This is a genomic window from Pseudomonas fluorescens (genome assembly GCF_005938625.1).
Classification (GTDB): domain Bacteria; phylum Pseudomonadota; class Gammaproteobacteria; order Pseudomonadales; family Pseudomonadaceae; genus Aquipseudomonas; species Aquipseudomonas fluorescens_BD.
Genome location: NZ_VCNJ01000003.1, coordinates 359,278 through 379,274, shown reverse-complemented (window position 1 = coordinate 379,274; position 19,997 = coordinate 359,278). Strand labels below are relative to the sequence as shown.

The 19,997-nt window shown below is 60.1% G+C and carries 20 protein-coding genes; 8 read left to right on the top strand and 12 right to left on the bottom strand.

Annotated features, from left to right (window positions below; translation table 11 throughout):
• Positions 1 to 5 precede the first annotated feature (5 nt).
• Positions 6 to 920 carry an oxygen-dependent coproporphyrinogen oxidase gene (hemF, locus tag FGA82_RS03650; protein WP_141126054.1) on the bottom strand — a complete coding sequence of 305 codons (915 nt, stop codon included), beginning with the start codon at positions 918 to 920 and terminating at the stop codon, positions 6 to 8.
• Between the two features lie 150 nt (positions 921 to 1,070).
• On the opposite strand from hemF, the gene FGA82_RS03645 reads away from it, so the two are divergent.
• Positions 1,071 to 2,048 (top strand): NADPH:quinone reductase, encoded by a 978-nt coding sequence (locus FGA82_RS03645; protein WP_141126053.1) that lies wholly within the window; start codon positions 1,071 to 1,073, stop codon positions 2,046 to 2,048.
• Positions 2,049 to 2,083: 35 nt separating this feature from the next.
• On the opposite strand, the gene FGA82_RS03640 is transcribed toward FGA82_RS03645, so the two are convergent.
• The 8 genes from FGA82_RS03640 to FGA82_RS03605 all read right to left on the bottom strand — a co-directional run bounded on the left by FGA82_RS03640 (position 2,084) and on the right by FGA82_RS03605 (position 10,270).
• Positions 2,084 to 3,406 (bottom strand): phenylacetate--CoA ligase family protein, encoded by a 1,323-nt coding sequence (locus FGA82_RS03640; RefSeq protein ID WP_249384211.1) that lies wholly within the window; start codon positions 3,404 to 3,406, stop codon positions 2,084 to 2,086.
• Complete coding sequence (locus FGA82_RS03635) at positions 3,396 to 4,664, bottom strand: aminotransferase class I/II-fold pyridoxal phosphate-dependent enzyme (protein WP_141126052.1); 1,269 nt, start codon at positions 4,662 to 4,664, stop codon at positions 3,396 to 3,398. Before FGA82_RS03635 ends, FGA82_RS03640 begins: the two co-directional genes overlap by 11 nt.
• Complete coding sequence (locus FGA82_RS03630) at positions 4,661 to 5,755, bottom strand: DUF3419 family protein (protein WP_171057232.1); 1,095 nt, start codon at positions 5,753 to 5,755, stop codon at positions 4,661 to 4,663. The genes FGA82_RS03635 and FGA82_RS03630 overlap by 4 nt, the downstream gene beginning before the upstream one ends.
• A 42-nt stretch (positions 5,756 to 5,797) precedes the next feature.
• On the bottom strand, positions 5,798 to 6,532 hold the full coding sequence (locus tag FGA82_RS03625; RefSeq protein WP_141126050.1) for an iron-containing redox enzyme family protein: 735 nt from the start codon (positions 6,530 to 6,532) through the stop codon (positions 5,798 to 5,800).
• Complete coding sequence (locus tag FGA82_RS03620) at positions 6,510 to 7,178, bottom strand: hypothetical protein (protein WP_141126049.1); 669 nt, start codon at positions 7,176 to 7,178, stop codon at positions 6,510 to 6,512. Before FGA82_RS03620 ends, FGA82_RS03625 begins: the two co-directional genes overlap by 23 nt.
• A 272-nt stretch (positions 7,179 to 7,450) precedes the next feature.
• Entirely contained in the window at positions 7,451 to 8,008 is a 558-nt protein-coding gene (locus FGA82_RS03615; RefSeq protein ID WP_141126048.1) for an L-threonylcarbamoyladenylate synthase, read from the bottom strand.
• 55 nt (positions 8,009 to 8,063) lie between these two features.
• On the bottom strand, positions 8,064 to 9,164 hold the full coding sequence (gene dprA, locus FGA82_RS03610) for a DNA-processing protein DprA (RefSeq protein ID WP_141126047.1): 1,101 nt from the start codon (positions 9,162 to 9,164) through the stop codon (positions 8,064 to 8,066).
• An 80-nt stretch (positions 9,165 to 9,244) separates the two neighbouring features.
• Positions 9,245 to 10,270 carry a LysM peptidoglycan-binding domain-containing protein gene (locus tag FGA82_RS03605; RefSeq protein ID WP_141126046.1) on the bottom strand — a complete coding sequence of 342 codons (1,026 nt, stop codon included), beginning with the start codon at positions 10,268 to 10,270 and terminating at the stop codon, positions 9,245 to 9,247.
• A 160-nt stretch (positions 10,271 to 10,430) separates the two neighbouring features.
• Here FGA82_RS03605 and def point away from each other — a divergent pair, with 160 nt between their 5' ends.
• The 5 genes from def to FGA82_RS03580 all read left to right on the top strand — a co-directional run bounded on the left by def (position 10,431) and on the right by FGA82_RS03580 (position 15,110).
• Positions 10,431 to 10,937 carry a peptide deformylase gene (gene def / locus FGA82_RS03600; RefSeq protein ID WP_085696605.1) on the top strand — a complete coding sequence of 169 codons (507 nt, stop codon included), beginning with the start codon at positions 10,431 to 10,433 and terminating at the stop codon, positions 10,935 to 10,937.
• A gap of 57 nt (positions 10,938 to 10,994) precedes the next feature.
• Positions 10,995 to 11,954: a methionyl-tRNA formyltransferase gene (gene fmt, locus FGA82_RS03595; RefSeq protein WP_141126045.1), complete on the top strand. Its 960-nt coding sequence runs from the start codon at positions 10,995 to 10,997 to the stop codon at positions 11,952 to 11,954.
• Positions 11,951 to 13,261 (top strand): 16S rRNA (cytosine(967)-C(5))-methyltransferase RsmB, encoded by a 1,311-nt coding sequence (gene rsmB / locus FGA82_RS03590; protein ID WP_141126044.1) that lies wholly within the window; start codon positions 11,951 to 11,953, stop codon positions 13,259 to 13,261. The genes fmt and rsmB overlap by 4 nt, the downstream gene beginning before the upstream one ends.
• A 22-nt stretch (positions 13,262 to 13,283) precedes the next feature.
• Positions 13,284 to 14,660 carry a Trk system potassium transporter TrkA gene (trkA, locus tag FGA82_RS03585; RefSeq protein WP_064389689.1) on the top strand — a complete coding sequence of 459 codons (1,377 nt, stop codon included), beginning with the start codon at positions 13,284 to 13,286 and terminating at the stop codon, positions 14,658 to 14,660.
• 135 nt (positions 14,661 to 14,795) lie between these two features.
• Positions 14,796 to 15,110 (top strand): tetratricopeptide repeat protein, encoded by a 315-nt coding sequence (locus FGA82_RS03580; RefSeq protein ID WP_141126043.1) that lies wholly within the window; start codon positions 14,796 to 14,798, stop codon positions 15,108 to 15,110.
• Position 15,111: 1 nt separating this feature from the next.
• On the opposite strand, the gene FGA82_RS03575 is transcribed toward FGA82_RS03580, so the two are convergent.
• The 3 genes from FGA82_RS03575 to FGA82_RS03565 all read right to left on the bottom strand — a co-directional run bounded on the left by FGA82_RS03575 (position 15,112) and on the right by FGA82_RS03565 (position 16,910).
• Entirely contained in the window at positions 15,112 to 15,351 is a 240-nt protein-coding gene (locus tag FGA82_RS03575; RefSeq protein WP_007911864.1) for a PilZ domain-containing protein, read from the bottom strand.
• Between the two features lie 73 nt (positions 15,352 to 15,424).
• Complete coding sequence (locus FGA82_RS03570) at positions 15,425 to 16,312, bottom strand: lysophospholipid acyltransferase (RefSeq protein WP_141126042.1); 888 nt, start codon at positions 16,310 to 16,312, stop codon at positions 15,425 to 15,427.
• 40 nt (positions 16,313 to 16,352) lie between these two features.
• Positions 16,353 to 16,910 carry a DNA-3-methyladenine glycosylase I gene (locus FGA82_RS03565; protein WP_141126041.1) on the bottom strand — a complete coding sequence of 186 codons (558 nt, stop codon included), beginning with the start codon at positions 16,908 to 16,910 and terminating at the stop codon, positions 16,353 to 16,355.
• 81 nt (positions 16,911 to 16,991) lie between these two features.
• Here FGA82_RS03565 and glyQ point away from each other — a divergent pair, with 81 nt between their 5' ends.
• Both glyQ and glyS read left to right on the top strand, forming a co-directional pair.
• Positions 16,992 to 17,945 carry a glycine--tRNA ligase subunit alpha gene (glyQ, locus tag FGA82_RS03560; protein WP_025112261.1) on the top strand — a complete coding sequence of 318 codons (954 nt, stop codon included), beginning with the start codon at positions 16,992 to 16,994 and terminating at the stop codon, positions 17,943 to 17,945.
• Positions 17,942 to 19,996, top strand: a complete 2,055-nt coding sequence (gene glyS / locus FGA82_RS03555; RefSeq protein WP_141126040.1) for a glycine--tRNA ligase subunit beta — start codon at positions 17,942 to 17,944, stop codon at positions 19,994 to 19,996. The genes glyQ and glyS overlap by 4 nt, the downstream gene beginning before the upstream one ends.
• The last annotated feature ends 1 nt before the right edge of the window (position 19,997 follow it).

The following is a 19,997-nucleotide window of genomic DNA, read 5'->3' as shown; positions in this document are numbered from 1 at the left end:
AATCCTCAGGCTTCGGCTAACCAGTCGCGGTCTTGCAGGAAGTACTCGGTCAGGCGCGCTTCTTCGCTGCCAGGCGCAGCCTTCCAGTCATAGCCCCAGCGCACTTGCGGCGGCAGCGACATCAGGATCGACTCGGTACGTCCGCCCGATTGCAGACCGAACAGCGTGCCGCGGTCGTAGACCAGGTTGAATTCGACGTAGCGGCCACGGCGGAATTCCTGGAACTCACGCTGTTGAGCGCTGAACGCATCGTGTTTGCGGCGCTGCACGATCGGCAGATAAGCGTCGATGTAAGCGTCACCGATGGCGCGCATGAAGGCGAAGCTGGTATCGAAGTCCCACTCGTTCAGGTCATCGAAGAACAGACCGCCGATACCGCGCGGTTCGTGGCGATGCTTGATGTGGAAGTAGGTGTCGCACCAGGCCTTGTAACGCGGGTAGACGTCCGGGCCGAACGGCGCGCAAGCCTGCTCGGCAACGCGGTGCCAATGAATGCAGTCTTCTTCGTTGCCGTAATACGGAGTCAGGTCGAAGCCGCCACCAAACCACCAGACCGGCTCTTCACCTTCTTTCTCGGCGATGAAAAAGCGCACATTGGCATGGGAGGTCGGCACATGCGGGTTGTGTGGGTGAATCACCAGCGACACGCCGAGGGCTTCAAAACCGCGACCGGCCAGTTCAGGACGGTGGGCGCTGGCTGACGGCGGCAGACCACTGCCAAAGACGTGGGAAAAGTTGACGCCGCCCTTTTCGATCAGCGTGCCGTTTTCGATCACGCGGGTGCGACCGCCACCGCCGGCGGGCCGGGCCCAGGCGTCTTCGACGAAGCGCGTGCCGCCGTCTTCGGTTTCAAGAGCCGCGCAGATGCGGTCTTGCAGATCGAGCAGATAGGCCTTTACGGCGTCGGTGCGGGTCGTCATGGCTTCACCTTGAATCGGGCGGCGCCCCGGCAGACGGGCGACGCAAATGGGTGCGTAGCATACCACCGCACAACGACGCGCCGCAGTTGACGAAGATCAAGCATGGGAGTTGGATAGGGGGCTCACGAAAGACCCAAGGAGAGCAGGCAGATGGCAAAGCGTATCCAGTTCCGCGCCCACGGCGGCCCCGAAGTGCTCGAATATGTTGATTACCAACCCGCCGCACCCGGCCCGAATCAAGTGCGTGTGGCCAACAAGGCGATTGGCCTGAACTTCATCGACACCTATTTCCGTAGCGGCCTGTACGCGCCGCCAACCTTGCCATCCGGCCTGGGCGCTGAAGGTGCGGGCATCGTCGATGCCGTGGGCAGCGACGTCACCCGGTTCAAAGTCGGTGATCGCGTCGCCTATGGCAGCGGCCCATTGGGCGCTTACAGCGAATTGCATGTGCTGCCCCAGGACAATCTGGTGCACCTTCCCGACGAAATCAGTTTCGAAACCGCTGCCGGGGTCATGCTCAAAGGCCTGACCGTGCAATACCTGTTGCGCCAGACCTATGAACTCAAGGGTGGCGAAACCATTCTGTTCCACGCGGCGGCCGGTGGTGTCGGTTCGCTGGCCTGTCAGTGGGCCAAGGCCTTGGGTGTGAAGCTGATCGGCACCGTCAGCTCCAAAGAAAAAGCCGAACTGGCCAAGGCCAACGGCGCCTGGGCGACGATCGATTACAGCCACGAAAATGTTGCGCAACGCGTGCTGGAATTGACCGACGGCAAGAAAGTCCCGGTGGTTTATGACGGTGTCGGCAAGGACACCTGGCTGACTTCCCTCGACAGCGTGTCGCCGCGTGGCCTGGTCGTGAGCTTCGGTAATGCCTCTGGTGCGGTGGACGGCGTGAACCTGGGCATTCTCTCCGCCAAGGGTTCGCTCTACGTGACCCGACCGACCCTGGCGACTTATGCCAACAATGCCGAGAATCTGCAGCGGATGGCCGATGAGTTGTTCGAGATGATCATCAGCGGCAAGTTAAAGGTGGACATCAGCCAGCGTTACTCACTGGCTGATGCGGCGAAGGCGCAAACCGAATTGTCGGCACGGCGCACCACCGGCTCCACCGTCCTGCTGCCCTGACACATAGCCAGCCAACGAAGCCCCCGGACGAGTCGTCATGACTCGCCCGAGGCGCCTCGCAACTCAACGAAGAACGGCGTTTTGCCGGCCACGGTGGTTGCAAAATCACCCCGAGCCAGACGCCGCACCTGCAAGCCCAGCACACCTGGCAGTCCGAGCAATGCGCTCGCTTGCGCCTCGTTGCGCAAAGCCCCTTCGATAATGCGTTCTGCACCGGCCGGCAATCGCTCATGCGCGATGAGCAGCCACATGTGCGCGCCGTCGGCCTGTCGATCGATTTGCACCTGCACATCCGAAGCATGCAGTTCGGGCAACGCCTCTGCGAGCACGCTCAGAACCTGTTTCTGAGTGATGAGCGCACCGCCCAGCTTGATCGAGCTCTCGACTCGCCCCTCCAGCTCCAGTATTGGCAGAGCGCTGCCACAGGCACAGTCCGATTGCCTGCCCAGGAGTCGACCACGGTCGCCAATGCGGTACCGCAGCAACGGCACCTGATCGGGCAGCAAAGGGGTCAGCAGAAACTCGCCGGTTTCACCGTCGGCCAGCGCTCGCAGGCTGACGGGATTAACCACTTCCAGCAGCATCGCATCCGCGTGCAGATGGTAGAAACCATGTTCGAGGTGCGCACACTGGAAGCCGATCGGCCCGGTCTCCGTCGAGCTATAGCCCAACGACCGTATGCTCACGGCCGGCCAGTCCCGGGCCAGTTGTTCGCGCAGGGGCTGACGGCAGGGTTCGCCAATGTAGTAGAGCCATCTCAGACTGCTCAACTGCGCCTTATCGACATCGGCATGATTGAACAGTGCCGCCGCAAAAGAGGGGGTGCAGATCAGTGCATCGGCCGCTTGTGACTGAATCACCCCGGCTATGCGCTGAACGCCCATCAGTGCGCCCGCAGGCAGCAGGCGCGCGCCGATGTGCTGGACGATGGCCGCCGCGTATTGAAAGGCACCCTGCATTTCACCGGGCGTGAGGCAATTAATGACGACACGGGGATGCTCATCGGTCGCAGCGAACATCCGCGCCCCAAGGGGCACGACGCTTTCGTTGAATGCCCAGGAATGGGTAATGTGCTTGCGGTTACCGGTGCTGCCACCCGAGGTCAGGGTCAGCCCGCCACCCGGCGCACGGTGTGACGCTGCGCCGAGTTGAGTAAACAGCAAGCCACCCTGTTCGTCCTCCACAGCCAGGATCGGTAGCCGATGCAGATCCTCTGCGGTCTGTACGTGCCGAATCTGCGGATACAACGTGCAGAACCATGGCAGGGATCGCGCATGGGCCAACTTTCTCGTGAAGGCCTCTGTCGCTGCCGCGTGAATGGCCTTCGAACTGGCCTGCCTCATAGGATCACTGCGCATGCCGCGGCTCTCCCTGACGAATGCCCAGTTCGGCGAACCCGTCGTTGACGACACTGGCCAGATGTTCCAACTGGTCGTGGCTGTGATTCGCACTGATGGCCAGCCGCAGTATGGCTTCACCCTTGGCTACCACCGGAAACAAGGCAGTGGTGACCGCGATGGCGTGGCGACGCAGGTGCACCGCCAGGTTGATGGCGTCACGCTCGGCGCCGACCCGGACAAAACGTATGGGTGAAGCAATCTGGTGATTGCCCAGCACCGGCCCGAGCAGGTCATCAATTACCGCCACATTTCGCCATAGCGAGGCCTGCAACCGGCCTAGTTGTGCAGAAAGATGAATATTGGCCGAGGCGACGGCCGCGCCGACACCGCCCATGGACAGTGGCCCACCGAAGGTATAAGTCGAGGCATGGCGCCGAATCAGCTCGGCATCCGCCGCGGTCAGCACAGTAATCGCACCGCCGGTTGCACCGAAGGCCTTGGACAACGACGACAGCAGGATCAAACGAGCGCGCAACGGCTCAGTGGCAGCAACAAGGGCATAGCCGCCTCCGGCTTCGCCATGGATCGACGTGCCGTGAGCGTCATCCGCATAGAGATAACCCTCAAAGCGCTCAGCCAGTTGCAGCAATCGATTAACGGGATAAAGCCCGCGCATCGAGCCAATGCTGTCAGTCAGGATGATGGGCGTATTGCCTGCAGCGACAGCGGTGGAGCAGGCGTCTTCGACTTGCTGAAGATCACTGCAATCGCAGCGCTGGACCGGGCCGAACTGCCACAGGATGCCTTGCAGCACTTGCATTGAAGCATGGGCGGCGCGGTCAACGATCCAGCCTGGGCCGCGCCGCAAGGGATACGACGGCAACTCGCCGGAGCCCAGCAGTGGCAGACAACCCAGATGAGCACTGCCCACCGAGTTGAACGTCACCGTATGCCCCTGGAATATCCGGTTCAACTGCTCATCGAGTTCACGCATCGGCGGCAGCAGCGCTCGGGTCCGGGCGGCCGCGAACTGCACACCGAAAGACTCGACGGTTTGCACTGCACCTTGAATCAGACGGGGATCGCTCTCCAGGCCCAGATAGGAGCATGAAAGAAACTCGGTCAACTGTTCGCCATTGCCCAACTCTATGACTTTGCCCTCGCGCTTCACCAGCTGCAGGCCATTGAGCCCGGCATCGAACAGTTGCTGCTGATCGTCACGCGCCTGACGAACGCGGTTCCTGACCCAATTGACGGTCGGATGAGGTGTATTCATCGAGATACCTGCACAGGTGAGGTATGGCGGTACACCTGTACTCGCCAGAGTTGGGTTTTTTCGCGTGCGATGGCGTCCTGATACTGCATGGTAACGTCGCAGAAGCCTTTGCTATCGGGCCTGACCACATGCAAATGGCCGCGAATGACCGTCAGCGCATGCGTGCTCAAGGCAGGCTGGATTCGCTGCAGGACACGGCTGCTGTCCGCTGGGGGCAAGAATGAAGTCACGTCGGAAAGCGAGACAAAATCGACATCCCTGTACTTGGCAACGCAGTCGAAAATATCCCCCTGCACCACGCTCAACTCGCACACCTGAAGTGCCTTGCGAGCCTGTCGGAAAACCTGCGGATCACACTCAAGCGGCAAGCCTTGCGGATATCGCAGTTCACCGAAAAACAGCATTTGCAGGAAAAAGCTTTCGCGCACGACCTGCGTGGTAAACAAGGTATGGAAAATACCCAGATACACCTCGCGGGAACTGACACCCAGGTTGTTGCGAGGAAATGCCCCGCGATACAGCAGCGAATTCAGCACCGCTGCATTTCCCAACAAGGCGACCACAGCCTTCCAGCGTTTGAGAGGGAAATGGCTTGAGTAATACGCCGCTTGCTCGCCCAGGTCGCCGCACTGGAAAATCGCTCGACCGGCCTTACCGGTGAACAGTCCGTTGATCTTTGCCAATCGCTGCAGGGTCTGCTCGAAGGCCCCCATGTAAACCGGTGCCTGCCAATGACGGGAATGAAACAGGTCCGCCAGCCATTGACGATCCGCCGAGGGCAGGTCCAGTTGCTGAAAAATGGACTGGCGCCTTATCGCCGAGGTCCCCGATCGGTAACCCATGAAGTCCATGAATGAATCGTGATCGGTCTGCGCCAGCAAGGCAAAACGCAAGCGGGTAAAGGCCAGTTGTGGCGCACTGATATCCACGCAAGTCATGCGGGCCGGACTGCGGGCCAGCAACGGCAGAACTCGACCACCACAACCGGCAACGCCCGCCACGTGCCGGGCATGCTCGGGCAGAATGGAGTACTCGAGCGCCGTGTCTTCATCCCCCAGCGCATAGTTCAATCGCTTGAAGTATTCAGCCATCACAACCTCCACGTACCCATCCCGGGAACGCACTCGAGGGCGTCATGATTTATCCAGGGCATGAAGGAATTCATACCGCGGCGCGCAGCCGTTTTGCCAGGCCTCATACTGCTTATAAACCGCCTCAAGCATGTTGCCGGTCAGGCGCAGACTGGTTTCCATCACGGTGGCAATGGCATCCCAGTCAGCCTGGTGCTTGCAGGTGCGTTGCAGGATCAATTTGATCTCGTTGAAATGCTCGACATCGATATCTGAGTGAGCAATGAAGAACGTCAGCTGTGCTGGCTTCAGCGCCAGTGTTTCACTCAGTTTGTCGATCAGCGGAGTAATGAAGTGATAGGCGTTTTCCGCCCAGTAACTGTATCCAAGCCGCTGTAACGGATTACCGGTAAAAGAAATCCAGTACAAATACGCAATCAGTACTTCAGTTTCCGGAAGTGCCGGCGGTATATCAAAGCTTTCATTTTTCAAACCCAGACTCATAACATCATGCAGAGCCATCTTTTCATGACCGACTTCTTGCGCCGCATGTTCAAAACAGAACTTTGCATACACCGGATTATCGGCATGTCGCACTCCGACAAGGCCCTGGTTTCGTGCATTGTGCGCGGTGTAATGAAACGTCTCGATCATATAGATCGCATATAAGGCTCTGGAAACACTGCCCTCGCGGATGGCCTTGACCAGCCGGGAATTATCCAGAATATCGGCCCATGTCTTTTCGATTCGCTGATCAAGCACAATCAACTGTTGTTCAAAACTGACGGACGCATTCATTGTGAGTCTCCGGGTAATCGGCGTTAATGGTGCAGGGCTGTTGAAGCGCGGTAAGGATTTGCCGCCATTCGGCAGACAACAGCCAGTAATCACCACGAGCGCGTTGTTCGATATGCAGTGAGCTTGAGGTGAGCGGCGTCAGGCCGAAACGCTGGAACAGACGTCGTTGAGGTGATCTGCACAAGGCGGTAACGCCTTGATACCCGCGATCGATCGCCCATTCGGTGGCGGCAGCCAGCAGCGCATTGATCGGTACCGGCCGGTGTTGCTGCGAATGGGTAATCAGGCGACTGAACTCGACATGACGCGCCAGCGCCACGGTCGGCGAGACATATTGATGGGCCAGCGATACCCATTCGAACGGCGCGGGGGTCACTCTTAATACCGCCGTCAATTGATCGCGCTGGTACAACAGAAAATGCGTGCTGCGCGATGAAATCGCCAGCTTCGTTTCAAGTGCCCTGGCTTTGGAAGTCAGCATGTAATGCTTTAACCGCAGACGAAACTGGCGGCCGATGAATCGTTCAAACTCGCTTATGTCTGCTCCCGTATCGAGAATAGCAATTCGATAATCAGCATGTTGCTTGTTCAGCGTTTCCTGAAGCCCCTGCAGATAATCCTTGAGTTGTAAATTCGTAGTGTCCATTCCTTCTCCGCAGACGTTAACTTATCGAAGTTTCCTGAGCGCATTGAAATAATGGATGCTTTTGGAAATATCGCCACTGCGCGACTTCTGATAATGACGTGGGAAAAGTTACTGAAAGTTCTTGTTTATAGATTTATCTGACACACGAAGAACCAATATAAACAACAGATTGTTTAACTTGCGCGACAGATTCAGGGATAAATCGCAGGCGGACGAAAAACTCCTCGTCTATGCAGTCGAGGAGTTCGCAAGCCCATCAGGTAGAAATCGGGTCAGTCGGGACGAATGACCTTACCGGTCGCAAGATCACGGATGACGCTAGGGTTTTTCCGTCCGCCGAGGCTACCACCCAGCACCAGATCCACCTGCCCACGGAAATATTGCTCAACCCGTAAACGCGTACGCGCCGCCGGGCGACCCTGCGGGTTGGCAGAGGTCGAAATCAATGGCCCGACCATCGAACACAGATCGCGTACCTGCGGGTGATCGCTGACCCGCAGCGCCACGGTGTCGTGCACACCGGTCACCCATTCCGGCAACAAGCCTTGATGCGGTACCAGCCAGGTGTTCGGCCCCGGCCAGGTGCTGGCCATGCGGTCGATCCATTCTTGCGGGAAGTCCTCGAACAGGAAGTCGAACTGGCGAATGTTGTCGGCAACCAGAATCAGCCCTTTGATCACCGAACGATTCTTGATCGCCAGCAACCGATCCACTGCCTCTTCGTTCCACGGGTCGCAACCCAGCCCCCAGACGGCTTCGGTTGGATAGGCAATCACCGCCCCGGCGCGAATCTCTCGTGCGGCTTGTTGCACACGCCAACTGTTGACCATGAAAAAACTCTCCGCAATCAGGTTTCGCGCAGTTTACCGATCTTCCTTGTAAAACCTAGCTCACCCGCGCAAACCAGCGGCCGTTTTCACTCACCGCGCGGCCATCCATTTCCAGTTCGGTCAGCGCTGCCAGCACTTTCGGTAAAGCCCAGCCACTGCTGTCGGCCAGACCTTCGCTGGTGTGCGGCGCGGCATGCAGCAGAATGAGCAGTGGATGGTCGACTTGCGGCGTGTCTGTGGACAGCGGCAAACGCTGCCAACCGCGCAGCGCTTCGAGGATGTGATCAATGGTTTCCACCAGCACCGCGCCATCCCGAATCAACTGGTGACAACCCCGTGCGCCGGGGTGATGGATCGAGCCAGGAATCGCGTAAACCTCGCGCCCCTGTTCCGCCGCCAGCCTTGCCGTGATCAAGGATCCGCTAGCGACACTGGCCTCGACCACCAGCACACCAAGGGACAAACCGCTGATGATCCGATTGCGCCGGGGGAAGTTGCTCGCGGTCGGCCCGGCGTCCAGCGGAAACTCCGAAAGCACCGCGCTGCCGGACGCAATCATCGCGTCGGCCAAGCGTCGATTGCGCTGTGGATAAAAGTTTTCCAGCCCGGTGCCGAGTACCCCGACAGTCAGCCCACCGACATCCAGCGCGGCCTGATGCGCGGCGGCATCAATACCCAGTGCCAGACCACTGGTGATGACAAACCCGGCCCCGGCGAGGCTGCGGGAAAACGCCGCTGCGGTGTCCATTCCCGGACGCGAAGCGCGGCGACTGCCGACCATCGCCAGTTGCGGTTTTTCGAGAATCAGCGGATCACCGGCGACAAACAGCAACGGTGGCGGATCCGGAATTTGCGCCAGCAGCGCCGGGTAATCTGGCTGATCCCACATCAGCAAATGATGCTCCGGGCGCTCTAGCCAGCGCATTGCATGGCTGGCGCCGTCGCGAACTTCGGGACAGCGCCGCGCTTCGGCGCAAGCCGCTGGTAAACCCAGCGAACGCCAGGCGCTGGCCGGCGCGCTGATGGCTTTGGACGCCGAGCCAAAGGCTTCGAGCAATTTGGCAAAGCGTTTCGGGCCGACATCCGGCAAACGGTGCAGGCGCAGACGCGCTTCCAGTTCCGCCGGGGAAACCGGCGTACAGACAGGCAACATGATGGATCATCCTTGATCGTTATAAGCCCCGAACCATTCGGAACAAGCTGTGGATAACTCTGTTGGTAACTTGTGAAGCAAGCTTACGGATTTCGCACCTTGTCGAGCACCGCCAGCGAGCGTGAAGCGTTGAGAACGAGGCCGTAGCTGAGTTTGTCGTAGGTGCGGAACACCATCAGCAACCCGGCGCGTTCGTCGGGAATTTTCAGTGGCTGACCGGTAATACGGTCACGCACGGTTTCGCCGGTTTTCATCACCACCAGCACATTGCCTTCGGCCAGACCGTCGCGCTTGCCTTTGTTCAGCGTGACCACGTCCATCACACCAATCTGGGTGACGCCGCGCGGCACATCGATGATCACGCCGTTGATGTTGGTCGTTGGCGCACTGGGCATGAAGGTCGAGTTGATCGAACGCTCTTCGCCACTGAACAAGCGGTCTCCGAGGCGCACTTCCTGCGTGGTGCGTTGCAGGGCGAGGGTGGCGACGTCGCCTTCGGTGGCGACAATTTCACCGCCACCGATATCGTCGGCGTTGATCCCCAGAAACTCCTTGGTCTGCGGATCGGTGTAGACCTTGCCCTGACGGAAGATGCCGTAAACCGGCTGATCCGGATCGAAATGGCCGCGCGCGAAGATCCGGTCACCGGTACCGCTGAGCACGCGTTCGGCATCGCCGGCGACGATGTACGGCGCCTTGTCGAAGTCCTCGACCTTGTCGACGATACGGTTGCTCAGCAGAAAACTGTTGATCGATTTCAGCGGAATGCTCGGAATCGCCTCGGCTACCGGGCTGGTGCGGATCCGTGGCGAGAGCTTGATGGTGCCGCGCGATTCGCCACGATTGAGCATCAGTTGTGGCTGGCCGTTGACGTAGCTGAGCGTCAGCGTGTCGCCGGGATAGATCAGGTTGGGGTTTTCGATTTGCGGATTGGCCCGCCACAGTTGTGGCCACTGCCAGGGCTCGCGCAGGTATTTGCCGGAAATGTCCCAGAGTGTATCCCCCGAAACCACCGTGTATTGCTGTGGAAAACCATCCCTGAGTTGCACTTGCCCTTGCGCCACGCCGGCCGAAGCCAACAGCAGCAGGGCGAGTAGTGTTTTCCTCATGCAGTGAATCCCTTTATCATGTGCATTCGCGTGAACCGTCAGAGCCCCCGTGGCTCGCTTGTGCAAAATGCACAAGCTACGCTTCACAACGGTAGCCTGCATCTTCGGACCTGCCAGGCCATCGCCCGACTTTACTCAACGTGTGCAGCAATCAAAGCCTATGGCCATTTTAAACATCCTCGAATTCCCGGACCCGCGTCTGCGCACTATTGCCAAGCCTGTGGCTGTAGTGGACGACGAAGTGCGTCAGTTGGTCGATGACATGTTTGAAACAATGTATGAAGCGCCGGGCATCGGCCTTGCCGCGACCCAGGTCAACGTGCACAAACGTATCGTCGTGATGGACCTTTCCGAAGACCGCACCGAACCGCGGGTGTTCATCAACCCCGAGTTCGAATCGCTGACCGACGAAATGGAGCAATACCAGGAAGGCTGCCTGTCGGTACCGGGTTTCTACGAAAACGTCGACCGCCCGCAAAAGGTCAGGATCAAGGCGCTGGACCGCGACGGCAAGCCCTATGAGCTGATTGCCGAAGGCCTGCTCGCGGTGTGCATCCAGCACGAATGCGACCACCTCAACGGCAAATTGTTCGTCGATTACCTGTCCACACTCAAACGCGACCGGATCAAGAAGAAACTGGAAAAGCAGCACCGCCAGAACGCTTGATGCCCCTCTTCAAAGGCTTGCTGCGGCAAGCCTTTTTCTTTTTATGAGACTCCCTTCATGACTGAGCCACTGCGCATCGTTTTTGCCGGCACCCCGGAATTCGCCGCCGAACACCTCAAGGCCCTGCTGAACAGCCCTTATGAGATCGTTGCGGTGTACACCCAACCGGATCGTCCGGCCGGTCGCGGGCAAAAACTGATGCCGAGCCCGGTTAAACAGTTGGCTCTGGAAAATAATATCCAGGTGTTGCAGCCGCCGACATTGCGCAACGCTGACGCTCAAGCCGAGCTGGCCGCGTTGAAGCCGGACTTGCTGGTGGTGGTCGCCTATGGCCTGATCCTGCCGCAAGTGGTGCTGGATATCCCGCGTCTGGGCTGCATCAACAGTCACGCCTCGCTGCTGCCACGCTGGCGCGGTGCGGCGCCGATTCAACGCGCCGTGGAACACGGTGACGCGGAAAGCGGCGTGACCGTGATGCGCATGGAAGCCGGTCTCGACACCGGGCCGATGCTGCTCAAAGTCGTTACCCCGATCAGCGCTGAAGATACTGGCGGCAGCCTGCATGATCGCCTCGCCGAGATGGGCCCACCGGCCGTGGTGCAAGCGATTGCCGGTCTGGCTGCTGGCACCCTGGAAGGCGAAGTGCAGAACGATGAACTCGCCACTTATGCACACAAGCTGAACAAAGACGAAGCACGCATCGACTGGAGCCGTCCGGCGGTTGAGCTGGAACGTCTGGTGCGCGCCTTCAATCCATGGCCGATTACCCACAGCACCCTCAACGGTGAAGCACTGAAAGTGCTGGCGGCGACACTCGCCGACGGTAAAGGCGCGCCGGGTGAAATCCTCAGCGCCAGCAAGGACGGCCTGGTCGTCGCCTGCGGCGAACAAGCGCTGTGCCTGGCCCGCCTGCAATTGCCCGGCGGCAAAGCGCTGAATTTCAGCGACCTGTTCAACAGCCGTCGCGAGAAGTTCGCTGTCGGCACAGTGCTCGGCGCAACGGTGGACGCGCAATGAACCCGCGTCTGGCCGCCGCCAAGGCACTCGCCGCCGTGCTCAGCGGCAAAGCCTCGCTGAACAGCTCCCTGCCGACGCAACTGGACAAGGTCGAGGATCGCGATCGCGGCTTCACTCAGGATCTGGCCTTCGGCACCGCGCGCTGGCAGCCACGCCTGTCGGCGCTGGCGGAAAAGCTGCTGCAGAAACCATTCAAGGCTGCCGACGCCGATGTCGAAGCGCTGCTGCTGGTCGGGCTCTACCAATTGCTCTACACCCGCGTGCCAGCCCACGCCGCCATCGGCGAAACCGTGGGTTGCGCCGACAAGCTGAAAAAGCCGTGGGCCAAAGGCCTGCTCAACGCCGTGTTGCGCAACGCCCAGCGCGAAAGCGAAACAATTTTCGCTGAGCTGGAACGTGATCCGGTGGTGCGCACTGCTCACCCGCGCTGGCTGCAAAAATCCCTCAAAGCTTTCTGGCCTGAGCAGTGGGAAGCCATCTGCGCAGCGAACAACGCGCATCCGCCGATGATCCTGCGGGTCAATCGCCGCCACCACAGCCGCGACGCTTACCTTGGTCTGCTCACTGAAGCCGGGATTGCCGCAACACCGTGCATTTACAGCCGCGACGGCATCATTCTCGAAGCAGCTGCCGACGTGCGCAGCCTGCCGGGTTTCGCCGAAGGCTGGATCAGCGTGCAGGACGAAGCCGCGCAACTGGCCGCCGACCTGCTCGATCTGGCGCCGGCCCAACGCGTGCTCGACGCCTGCTGTGCCCCCGGTGGCAAGACCTGCCACATCCTCGAAGCCGAACCGGCGCTGGCCGGCGTAGTGGCGGTGGATCTGGAAGCCAAACGACTGGTGCGCGTTAAGGAAAACCTTGAACGCCTCGGTCTGAACGCCGAACTGATCGCCGCCGACGGTCGCGATACAGAAACGTGGTGGGACGGCAAACCATTCCAGCGCATCCTGCTCGACGCGCCATGCTCGGCCACCGGCGTGATCCGTCGTCACCCGGACATCAAACTGACCCGTCAGCCGGACGACATCGTCGCCCTTGCGCAACTGCAAGGCGAGATGCTCGATGCCATGTGGAAAACTCTCGAAGTCGGCGGCATTCTGCTTTACGCGACTTGCTCGACGCTGCCGACCGAGAACACCGAAGTCATCGCCGCGTTCCTTGAGCGCACGCCGGGCGCCCGCGAACTGGACCTGGCCACCAGCGCCGGGATCAAACAGCCCCATGGTCGCCAATTGCTGGCCCAGCAGGGCGGCCACGACGGGTTCTACTACGCCAAGCTGATCAAGATCGCTGCCGCGCGCGGCTAAACGGATTCAACGGAGTGACTGGATGAAAATCATCATCCTCGGTGCGGGACAGGTTGGCGGTTCGCTGGCCGAGCATTTGGCCAGCGAGGCCAACGACATCACCGTGGTCGACACCGACGGCGAGCGCCTGCGCGACCTCGGCGACCGCCTCGATATTCGTACCGTGCAGGGCCGTGGTTCGCTGCCGTCGGTGCTGCGTCAGGCCGGTGCCGACGACGCCGACATGCTGGTCGCGGTAACCAACAGCGACGAGACCAACATGGTCGCCTGCCAGGTTGCCCACACGTTGTTCCACACCCCGACCAAGATCGCCCGGGTGCGCGAAGCGTCCTACCTCAATCGCGAAGAACAGCTGTTCCAGAACGAAGCGATTCCGGTCGATGTGCTGATCAGCCCCGAGCAAGTGGTGACCAACTACATCAAGCGTCTGATCCAGCATCCCGGTGCCTTGCAGGTGATCGACTTCGCCGAAGGCGCGGCGCAACTGGTGGCGGTGCGCGCCTATTACGGCGGACCATTGGTGGGTCAGCAACTGCGCCAGTTGCGTGAGCACATGCCGAATGTCGAAACCCGCGTGGCAGCGATTTTCCGCCGTGACCGGCCAATCCTGCCCCAGGGCGATACGGTGATCGAGGCGGATGACGAAGTCTTCTTCATCGCCGCCCGTGAGAATATTCGCGCGGTCATGAGCGAAATGCGCCGTCTCGACGAAACCTACAAACGCATCGTCATCGCTGGCGGCGGGCAGATCGGTGAACGGCTGGCCGAGGCCATCGAAAGCCGTTATCAGGTGAAGATCATCGAGATGAACCCGGCGCGTTGCCGTTATCTCTCCGACACCCTCGACAGCACCGTAGTGTTGCAGGGCAGCGCCTCCGACCGTGATCTGCTGCTGGAAGAGAACATCGCCGACGCCGACATCTTCCTCGCCCTGACCAACGATGACGAAGCCAACATCATGTCGTCGCTGCTGGCCAAACGGCTGGGGGCGAAGAAGGTCATGACGATCATCAATAACCCGGCCTACGTCGACCTGATTCAGGGCGGCGACATCGACATCGCCATCAGCCCGCAACTGGCGACCATCGGCACGCTGCTGGCCCACGTACGGCGTGGCGATATCGTCAGCGTGCACTCACTGCGTCGCGGTGCGGCGGAAGCCATTGAGGCGATTGCCCACGGTGATGCGAAGTCGAGCAAGGTGATCGGCAAACCGATCGAGAAGATCGGCCTGCCGCCGGGCACAACGATTGGTGCGGTGATCCGCAACGAACAAGTGATCATCGCCCACGACGACACGGTGATCGAAGCGGGCGACCATGTGATTCTGTTCCTTGTGGATAAAAAGCATATTCGTGATGTGGAGAAGCTGTTTCATGTGGGGTTGAGCTTCTTCTGATCCTGATTGATCGTTCCCATGCTCCGCGTGGGAATGCAGCCCGGGACGCTCTGCGTCCCAAGAGCGGACGCAGAGCGTCCATTGAGGCATTCCCACGCGGAGCGTGGGAACGATCACATTAACGAGGGGGCAAAAATGCTCGAATCCCTGGAAAAAATGCTCGCCAAGGGTGTGGATAACTCCCTGCTGCGCTTCGGCCTGGGCAAGGGCTATCTGGATCTTGGGGAAAACGCGAAGGCCGCCGAGCATTTCCAGCGCTGCGTCGGTTTCGATCCTAAGTACTCGGCGGCGTGGAAACTGTTAGGCAAGGCGCAACTCGCGCTGGGCGATCACGCCGCCGCGCGTCAGGCGTGGGAACAAGGTCTGGAAGCGGCCAGTGCCCATGGCGACAAGCAGGCCGAGAAGGAAATGACGGTGTTTCTGAAGAAGCTCGATCGTCAGGCGCAGTAAGTCAAAGGTAGCGAAGACCGATACCGTCGGCATCCACCGTGACCACTTCCATCCGCACCCGCGGCGCGCCTGTGGGTAAACCCTGCACCTGGCCGTAAACCACTGCGCCTTTGGGCAAGGAAGCCAAAACCGGATGCTGCACAAACACCCCGGTAGGCGACAGATTACGCGTCTGCCCGAGGCATTCGCCAAAGCTGTCGTGGGTGATTTTGATGCGGAAAGATTTGCGGTGTTCGGACATCTTCTTGCGCCCTTTGATGAACGGTTGTGGATAACTTCGCCAGTGAGGTTATCCACAGATCATGCCAATCAGATCAGTACCAGCGTTCTTCGCCCGGCGGACGCTTCTTGAAGCGCTTCATGCTCCACATGTACTGACTCGGATACGCCGCGACATAACGCTCGACGACTTTACTCATCGCTGCGCAGGATTCGGCGGTATCGGTGCTGTACATGGCTTCCGGCGCGGCTTCCAGGATTACTTTGTAGCCAGAACCGTCGGGCAGGCGCAGCGCATGCAGGAACACGCCGACGGCTTTGCCACCGGCGAGCATGTTCGGCACGAATTTGCTGGTCAGCGCTTGAGTCGCGAAGAACGGCACGAAGATCCCGGCGGATTCGGCCGGTTCCGGGTCAGCGGGAATGCCCACTGCACCACCTTTGCGCACTTCCTTGATCACGCTGAGAATGCCTTCCTTAGTGGAGGCGGCGACCTTGTTGCCCAGTTGCACGCGCTGTTTGCGCAGCAATTCGTCCACAGCCTTGAGCTTCGGCGGTCGGTAGAAAATGATCGGTTTGCACTGGCTGCAATAGAAGTGGTTGAGCACTTCCCAGTTGCCGAGGTGGCTGGTGATGCCGACCACGCCTTTACCCGAGGCCAAGGCGTCTTTCAGCACGTCGAGGCCTTCGACTTCGCGCACCAGGTCGATCGAACGCTGCGCCGGCCAGATCCACGCGCAGGCGCTTTCGGTCAGCGACTTGCCAATGTCTTTCAGGCTCTGCCCGACCAGACGCTCACGTTCGGCCGCAGCCATCTGTGGAAAACATTTGGCGAGGTTGATCCGCACCACGTCGCGGGAGCGGTTGGGGGTTTTCCACATGATCCAGCCGATCGCCGAACCCACGGCCTGCACGGCCCGCCATGGCAGCAGGGCAAACAGCCGCAGAGCGCCTACCAGCAAGGCGCCTTTAAACTTTTCCACAGGTCACTCCTGATCTTGTGCGGTGCGCGAGGCGGCCATTCTAACCGCCGTTGACGAGCTGCGCGTAGCGGTCGCAATCCTGAGTGTGATCCATGACCATGCCCGAGGCCTGCATCAGCGCGTAGCAAATGGTCGGGCCGACGAACGTGAACCCGGCCTTTTTCAAGGCTTTGCTCATCGCCAGCGCTTCGGGGGTGATCGCCGGGACTTCGCTGCGATCCTTGAAATGATTGATGATCGGTTGATCGCCAACGAACGACCAGAGGAACGCCACTGGATCCTCCAGCGCCAGCCAGGCCTGGGCATTACGGCGGGCGGCGTTGAGTTTGAGGCGGTTGCGGATGATCCCCGGATCGAGCATCAATTCGTCGATTTCGGCGTCGCTCATCTGCGCCACACGTTGTACGTCGAAGCCGAACAACACCTCGCGATAACGCTCGCGTTTGCGCAGCACGGTGATCCACGACAGGCCAGCCTGGAACCCTTCGAGCAAAAGCAACTCGAACAAACCCTGCGCATCGCGTAGCGGCGTGCCCCACTCCTGGTCGTGATAAGCCATGTACAGCGGATCTTCGGTACACCAAAAGCAGCGTGGCATAAGGCTCCAGGGGGCGTGCGCAGCAATGAATCGGGTATACTCCCGCTCTTTAAATCGCAGCCCAAGAAACAGGTGAATTTCGTGAGCCAGCCTACGCCAGCCGTGCGTACCTTCCAAGACTTGATCCTCGCGCTCCAGCAATACTGGGCCGAGCAAGGTTGCGTGGTACTTCAGCCCTACGATATGGAAGTAGGCGCCGGCACTTTCCACACCGCGACCTTCCTCCGCGCCATCGGCCCGGAAACCTGGAACGCCGCTTACGTGCAGCCAAGCCGCCGTCCGACTGACGGCCGTTACGGCGAAAACCCGAACCGTCTGCAGCACTACTACCAGTTCCAGGTCGTCCTGAAACCGAACCCGGACAACTTCCAGGAACTGTACCTGGGCTCGCTCAAGCATGTCGGCCTGGACCCGCTGGTCCACGACATTCGCTTCGTCGAAGACAACTGGGAATCGCCGACCCTCGGCGCCTGGGGTCTGGGCTGGGAAGTCTGGCTGAACGGTATGGAAGTGACTCAGTTCACTTATTTCCAGCAGGCGGGCGGCATCGAGTGCTACCCGGTGACCGGCGAGATCACTTACGGTCTCGAGCGTCTGGCCATGTACCTGCAAGGCGTGGACTCGGTCTACGACCTGGTCTGGGCTGACGGCCCGATGGGCAAAGTCACCTACGGCGACGTGTTCCACCAGAACGAAGTGGAGCAGTCCACTTACAACTTCGAACACGCCAACGTCGACAAGCTGTTCGAACTGTTCGACTTCTATGAAAGCGAAGCCAAGCGCCTGATCGAACTCGATCAGCCGCTGCCGTTGCCGAGCTACGAAATGGTCTTGAAGGCCTCGCACACCTTCAACCTGCTGGATGCACGCCGGGCGATCTCGGTGACCGCGCGTCAGCAATACATTCTGCGCGTACGCACCCTGGCGCGTTCCGTTGCGCAAGCCTACCTGCTGGCACGCGCCAAGCTGGGCTTCCCGATGGCGACCCCGGACCTGCGTGACGAAGTACTGGCCAAGCTGGAGGCAGCACAATGAGTGCGCAAGATTTTCTGGTTGAACTGGGCACCGAAGAACTGCCACCGAAAGCCCTGAACACCTTGGCTGAGGCGTTCCTCGCCGGTATCGACAAGGGCCTGCAAGCCGCTGGCCTGAGCTACGAGAGCAAAACCGTTTACGCCGCGCCGCGTCGTCTGGCTGTGCTGATCACCGCGCTGGCTACCCAGCAACCGGATCGCAGCATCAACCTCGACGGCCCGCCACGTCAGGCGGCGTTCGACGCTGACGGCAATCCGACTCAGGCAGCTCTGGGCTTCGCCAAGAAGTGCGGCGTCGATCTGAGCGAAATCGATCAGAGCGGCCCGAAACTGCGTTACAGCCAAAGCATCGCCGGCAAGCCGACCGCGAGCCTGCTGCCGACCATCGTCGAAGATTCGCTGAACGACCTGCCAATCCCGAAACGCATGCGTTGGGGTGCGCGCAAGGAAGAGTTCGTGCGTCCGACCCAATGGCTGGTGATGCTGCTCGGTGACCAGGTCATCGACTGCACCATCCTCGCGCAGAAGGCTGGCCGTGACTCCCGTGGTCACCGTTTCCATCACCCGGAAAGCGTGCGCATCGGTTCGCCGTCGAGCTACCTCGCCGACCTGCGTGGCGCTTACGTGCTGGCCGACGCCAACGAGCGTCGCGAAATCATCAGCAAGCGCACCGAAGAGCTGGCCACCCGTCAGGAAGGCACGGCAATCGTTCCGCCGGCGCTGCTCGACGAAGTGACCGCGCTGGTTGAATGGCCGGTGCCGCTGGTGTGCTCGTTCGAGGAACGTTTCCTCGACGTGCCGCAAGAAGCGCTGATCACCACCATGCAGGACAACCAGAAGTATTTCTGCCTGCTGGATGCCGACGGCAAGTTGCTGCCACGCTTCATCACTGTGGCCAACATCGAAAGCAAAGACCCGCAGCAGATCATCGCCGGTAACGAGAAAGTGGTTCGCCCACGTCTGACCGACGCCGAGTTCTTCTTCAAGCAAGACAAGAAGCAGAAACTCGAAGCTTTCAATGATCGCCTGAAGAACGTGGTATTCCAGGAAAAACTCGGCAGCGTCTACGACAAGGCCGAGCGCGTTTCCAAGCTGGCCGCGTACATCGCCGCACGCATTGGCGGCAACGCTTCGTGGGCTGCTCGCGCAGGCCTGCTGTCGAAGTGCGACCTGGCCACTGAAATGGTCGGCGAGTTCCCGGAGATGCAAGGTGTCGCCGGTTACTACTACGCCCTCAATGACGGCGAGCCGGAAGACGTCGCGCTGGCGCTGAACGAGCAATACATGCCACGCGGCGCCGGGGCAGAACTGCCAGCCACCCTGACCGGTGCAGCCGTTGCTATCGCTGACAAGCTCGACACCCTGGTCGGTATCTTCGGTATCGGCATGCTGCCAACCGGCAGCAAAGACCCGTATGCCCTGCGCCGCGCGGCACTGGGCGTTCTGCGTATCCTCATCGAGAAGAAACTCGATCTGGACCTGAACGACGCAGTGGCTTTCGCCGTGGCCGCATTCGGTGCCAAGGTCAAGGCTGCCGGTCTCAACGAGTCCGTGCTGGAATTCATCTTCGATCGTCTGCGTGCGCGTTACGAAGACGAAGGCGTCGAAGTCGCCACTTACCTGTCGGTACGTGCCTTGAAACCGGGTTCGGCGCTGGACTTCGATCAGCGTGTGCAAGCGGTGCAAGCCTTCCGCAAACTGCCGGAAGCAGCAGCGCTGGCGGCGGTGAACAAGCGTGTGTCGAACCTGTTGAGCAAACTCGAAGGCGCGGTACCGACCGAGGTGCAAGCCAAGTACTTCGACAACGCCAACGAGTTCTCGCTGTACTCGGCGATCCAGCAAGCGGATCAGGCTGTACAGCCAATGGCCGCCGCCCGTCAGTACAACGAATCGCTGGCACGCCTGGCTGCATTGCGTGAACCGGTGGATGCGTTCTTCGACGCGGTGATGGTCAATGCCGACGACGCCAATGTGCGGGCCAACCGTTACGCGCTACTGGCGCGTCTGCGTGGCCTGTTCCTCGGCGTTGCCGACATTTCGCTGCTGGGTTGAG

What these genes read in the sequence shown, in the direction of transcription:
- hemF (WP_141126054.1), bottom strand. Translation starts at nt 920, where the DNA reads ATGACGACCCGCACCGACGCCGTAAAGGCCTATCTGCTCGATCTGCAA.
- FGA82_RS03645 (WP_141126053.1), top strand. Translation starts at nt 1,071, where the DNA reads ATGGCAAAGCGTATCCAGTTCCGCGCCCACGGCGGCCCCGAAGTGCTC.
- FGA82_RS03640 (WP_249384211.1), bottom strand. Translation starts at nt 3,406, where the DNA reads ATGCGCAGTGATCCTATGAGGCAGGCCAGTTCGAAGGCCATTCACGCG.
- FGA82_RS03635 (WP_141126052.1), bottom strand. Translation starts at nt 4,664, where the DNA reads ATGAATACACCTCATCCGACCGTCAATTGGGTCAGGAACCGCGTTCGT.
- FGA82_RS03630 (WP_171057232.1), bottom strand. Translation starts at nt 5,755, where the DNA reads ATGGCTGAATACTTCAAGCGATTGAACTATGCGCTGGGGGATGAAGAC.
- FGA82_RS03625 (WP_141126050.1), bottom strand. Translation starts at nt 6,532, where the DNA reads ATGAATGCGTCCGTCAGTTTTGAACAACAGTTGATTGTGCTTGATCAG.
- FGA82_RS03620 (WP_141126049.1), bottom strand. Translation starts at nt 7,178, where the DNA reads ATGGACACTACGAATTTACAACTCAAGGATTATCTGCAGGGGCTTCAG.
- FGA82_RS03615 (WP_141126048.1), bottom strand. Translation starts at nt 8,008, where the DNA reads ATGGTCAACAGTTGGCGTGTGCAACAAGCCGCACGAGAGATTCGCGCC.
- FGA82_RS03605 (WP_141126046.1), bottom strand. Translation starts at nt 10,270, where the DNA reads ATGAGGAAAACACTACTCGCCCTGCTGCTGTTGGCTTCGGCCGGCGTG.
- def (WP_085696605.1), top strand. Translation starts at nt 10,431, where the DNA reads ATGGCCATTTTAAACATCCTCGAATTCCCGGACCCGCGTCTGCGCACT.
- fmt (WP_141126045.1), top strand. Translation starts at nt 10,995, where the DNA reads ATGACTGAGCCACTGCGCATCGTTTTTGCCGGCACCCCGGAATTCGCC.
- rsmB (WP_141126044.1), top strand. Translation starts at nt 11,951, where the DNA reads ATGAACCCGCGTCTGGCCGCCGCCAAGGCACTCGCCGCCGTGCTCAGC.
- trkA (WP_064389689.1), top strand. Translation starts at nt 13,284, where the DNA reads ATGAAAATCATCATCCTCGGTGCGGGACAGGTTGGCGGTTCGCTGGCC.
- FGA82_RS03580 (WP_141126043.1), top strand. Translation starts at nt 14,796, where the DNA reads ATGCTCGAATCCCTGGAAAAAATGCTCGCCAAGGGTGTGGATAACTCC.
- FGA82_RS03575 (WP_007911864.1), bottom strand. Translation starts at nt 15,351, where the DNA reads ATGTCCGAACACCGCAAATCTTTCCGCATCAAAATCACCCACGACAGC.
- FGA82_RS03565 (WP_141126041.1), bottom strand. Translation starts at nt 16,910, where the DNA reads ATGCCACGCTGCTTTTGGTGTACCGAAGATCCGCTGTACATGGCTTAT.
- glyS (WP_141126040.1), top strand. Translation starts at nt 17,942, where the DNA reads ATGAGTGCGCAAGATTTTCTGGTTGAACTGGGCACCGAAGAACTGCCA.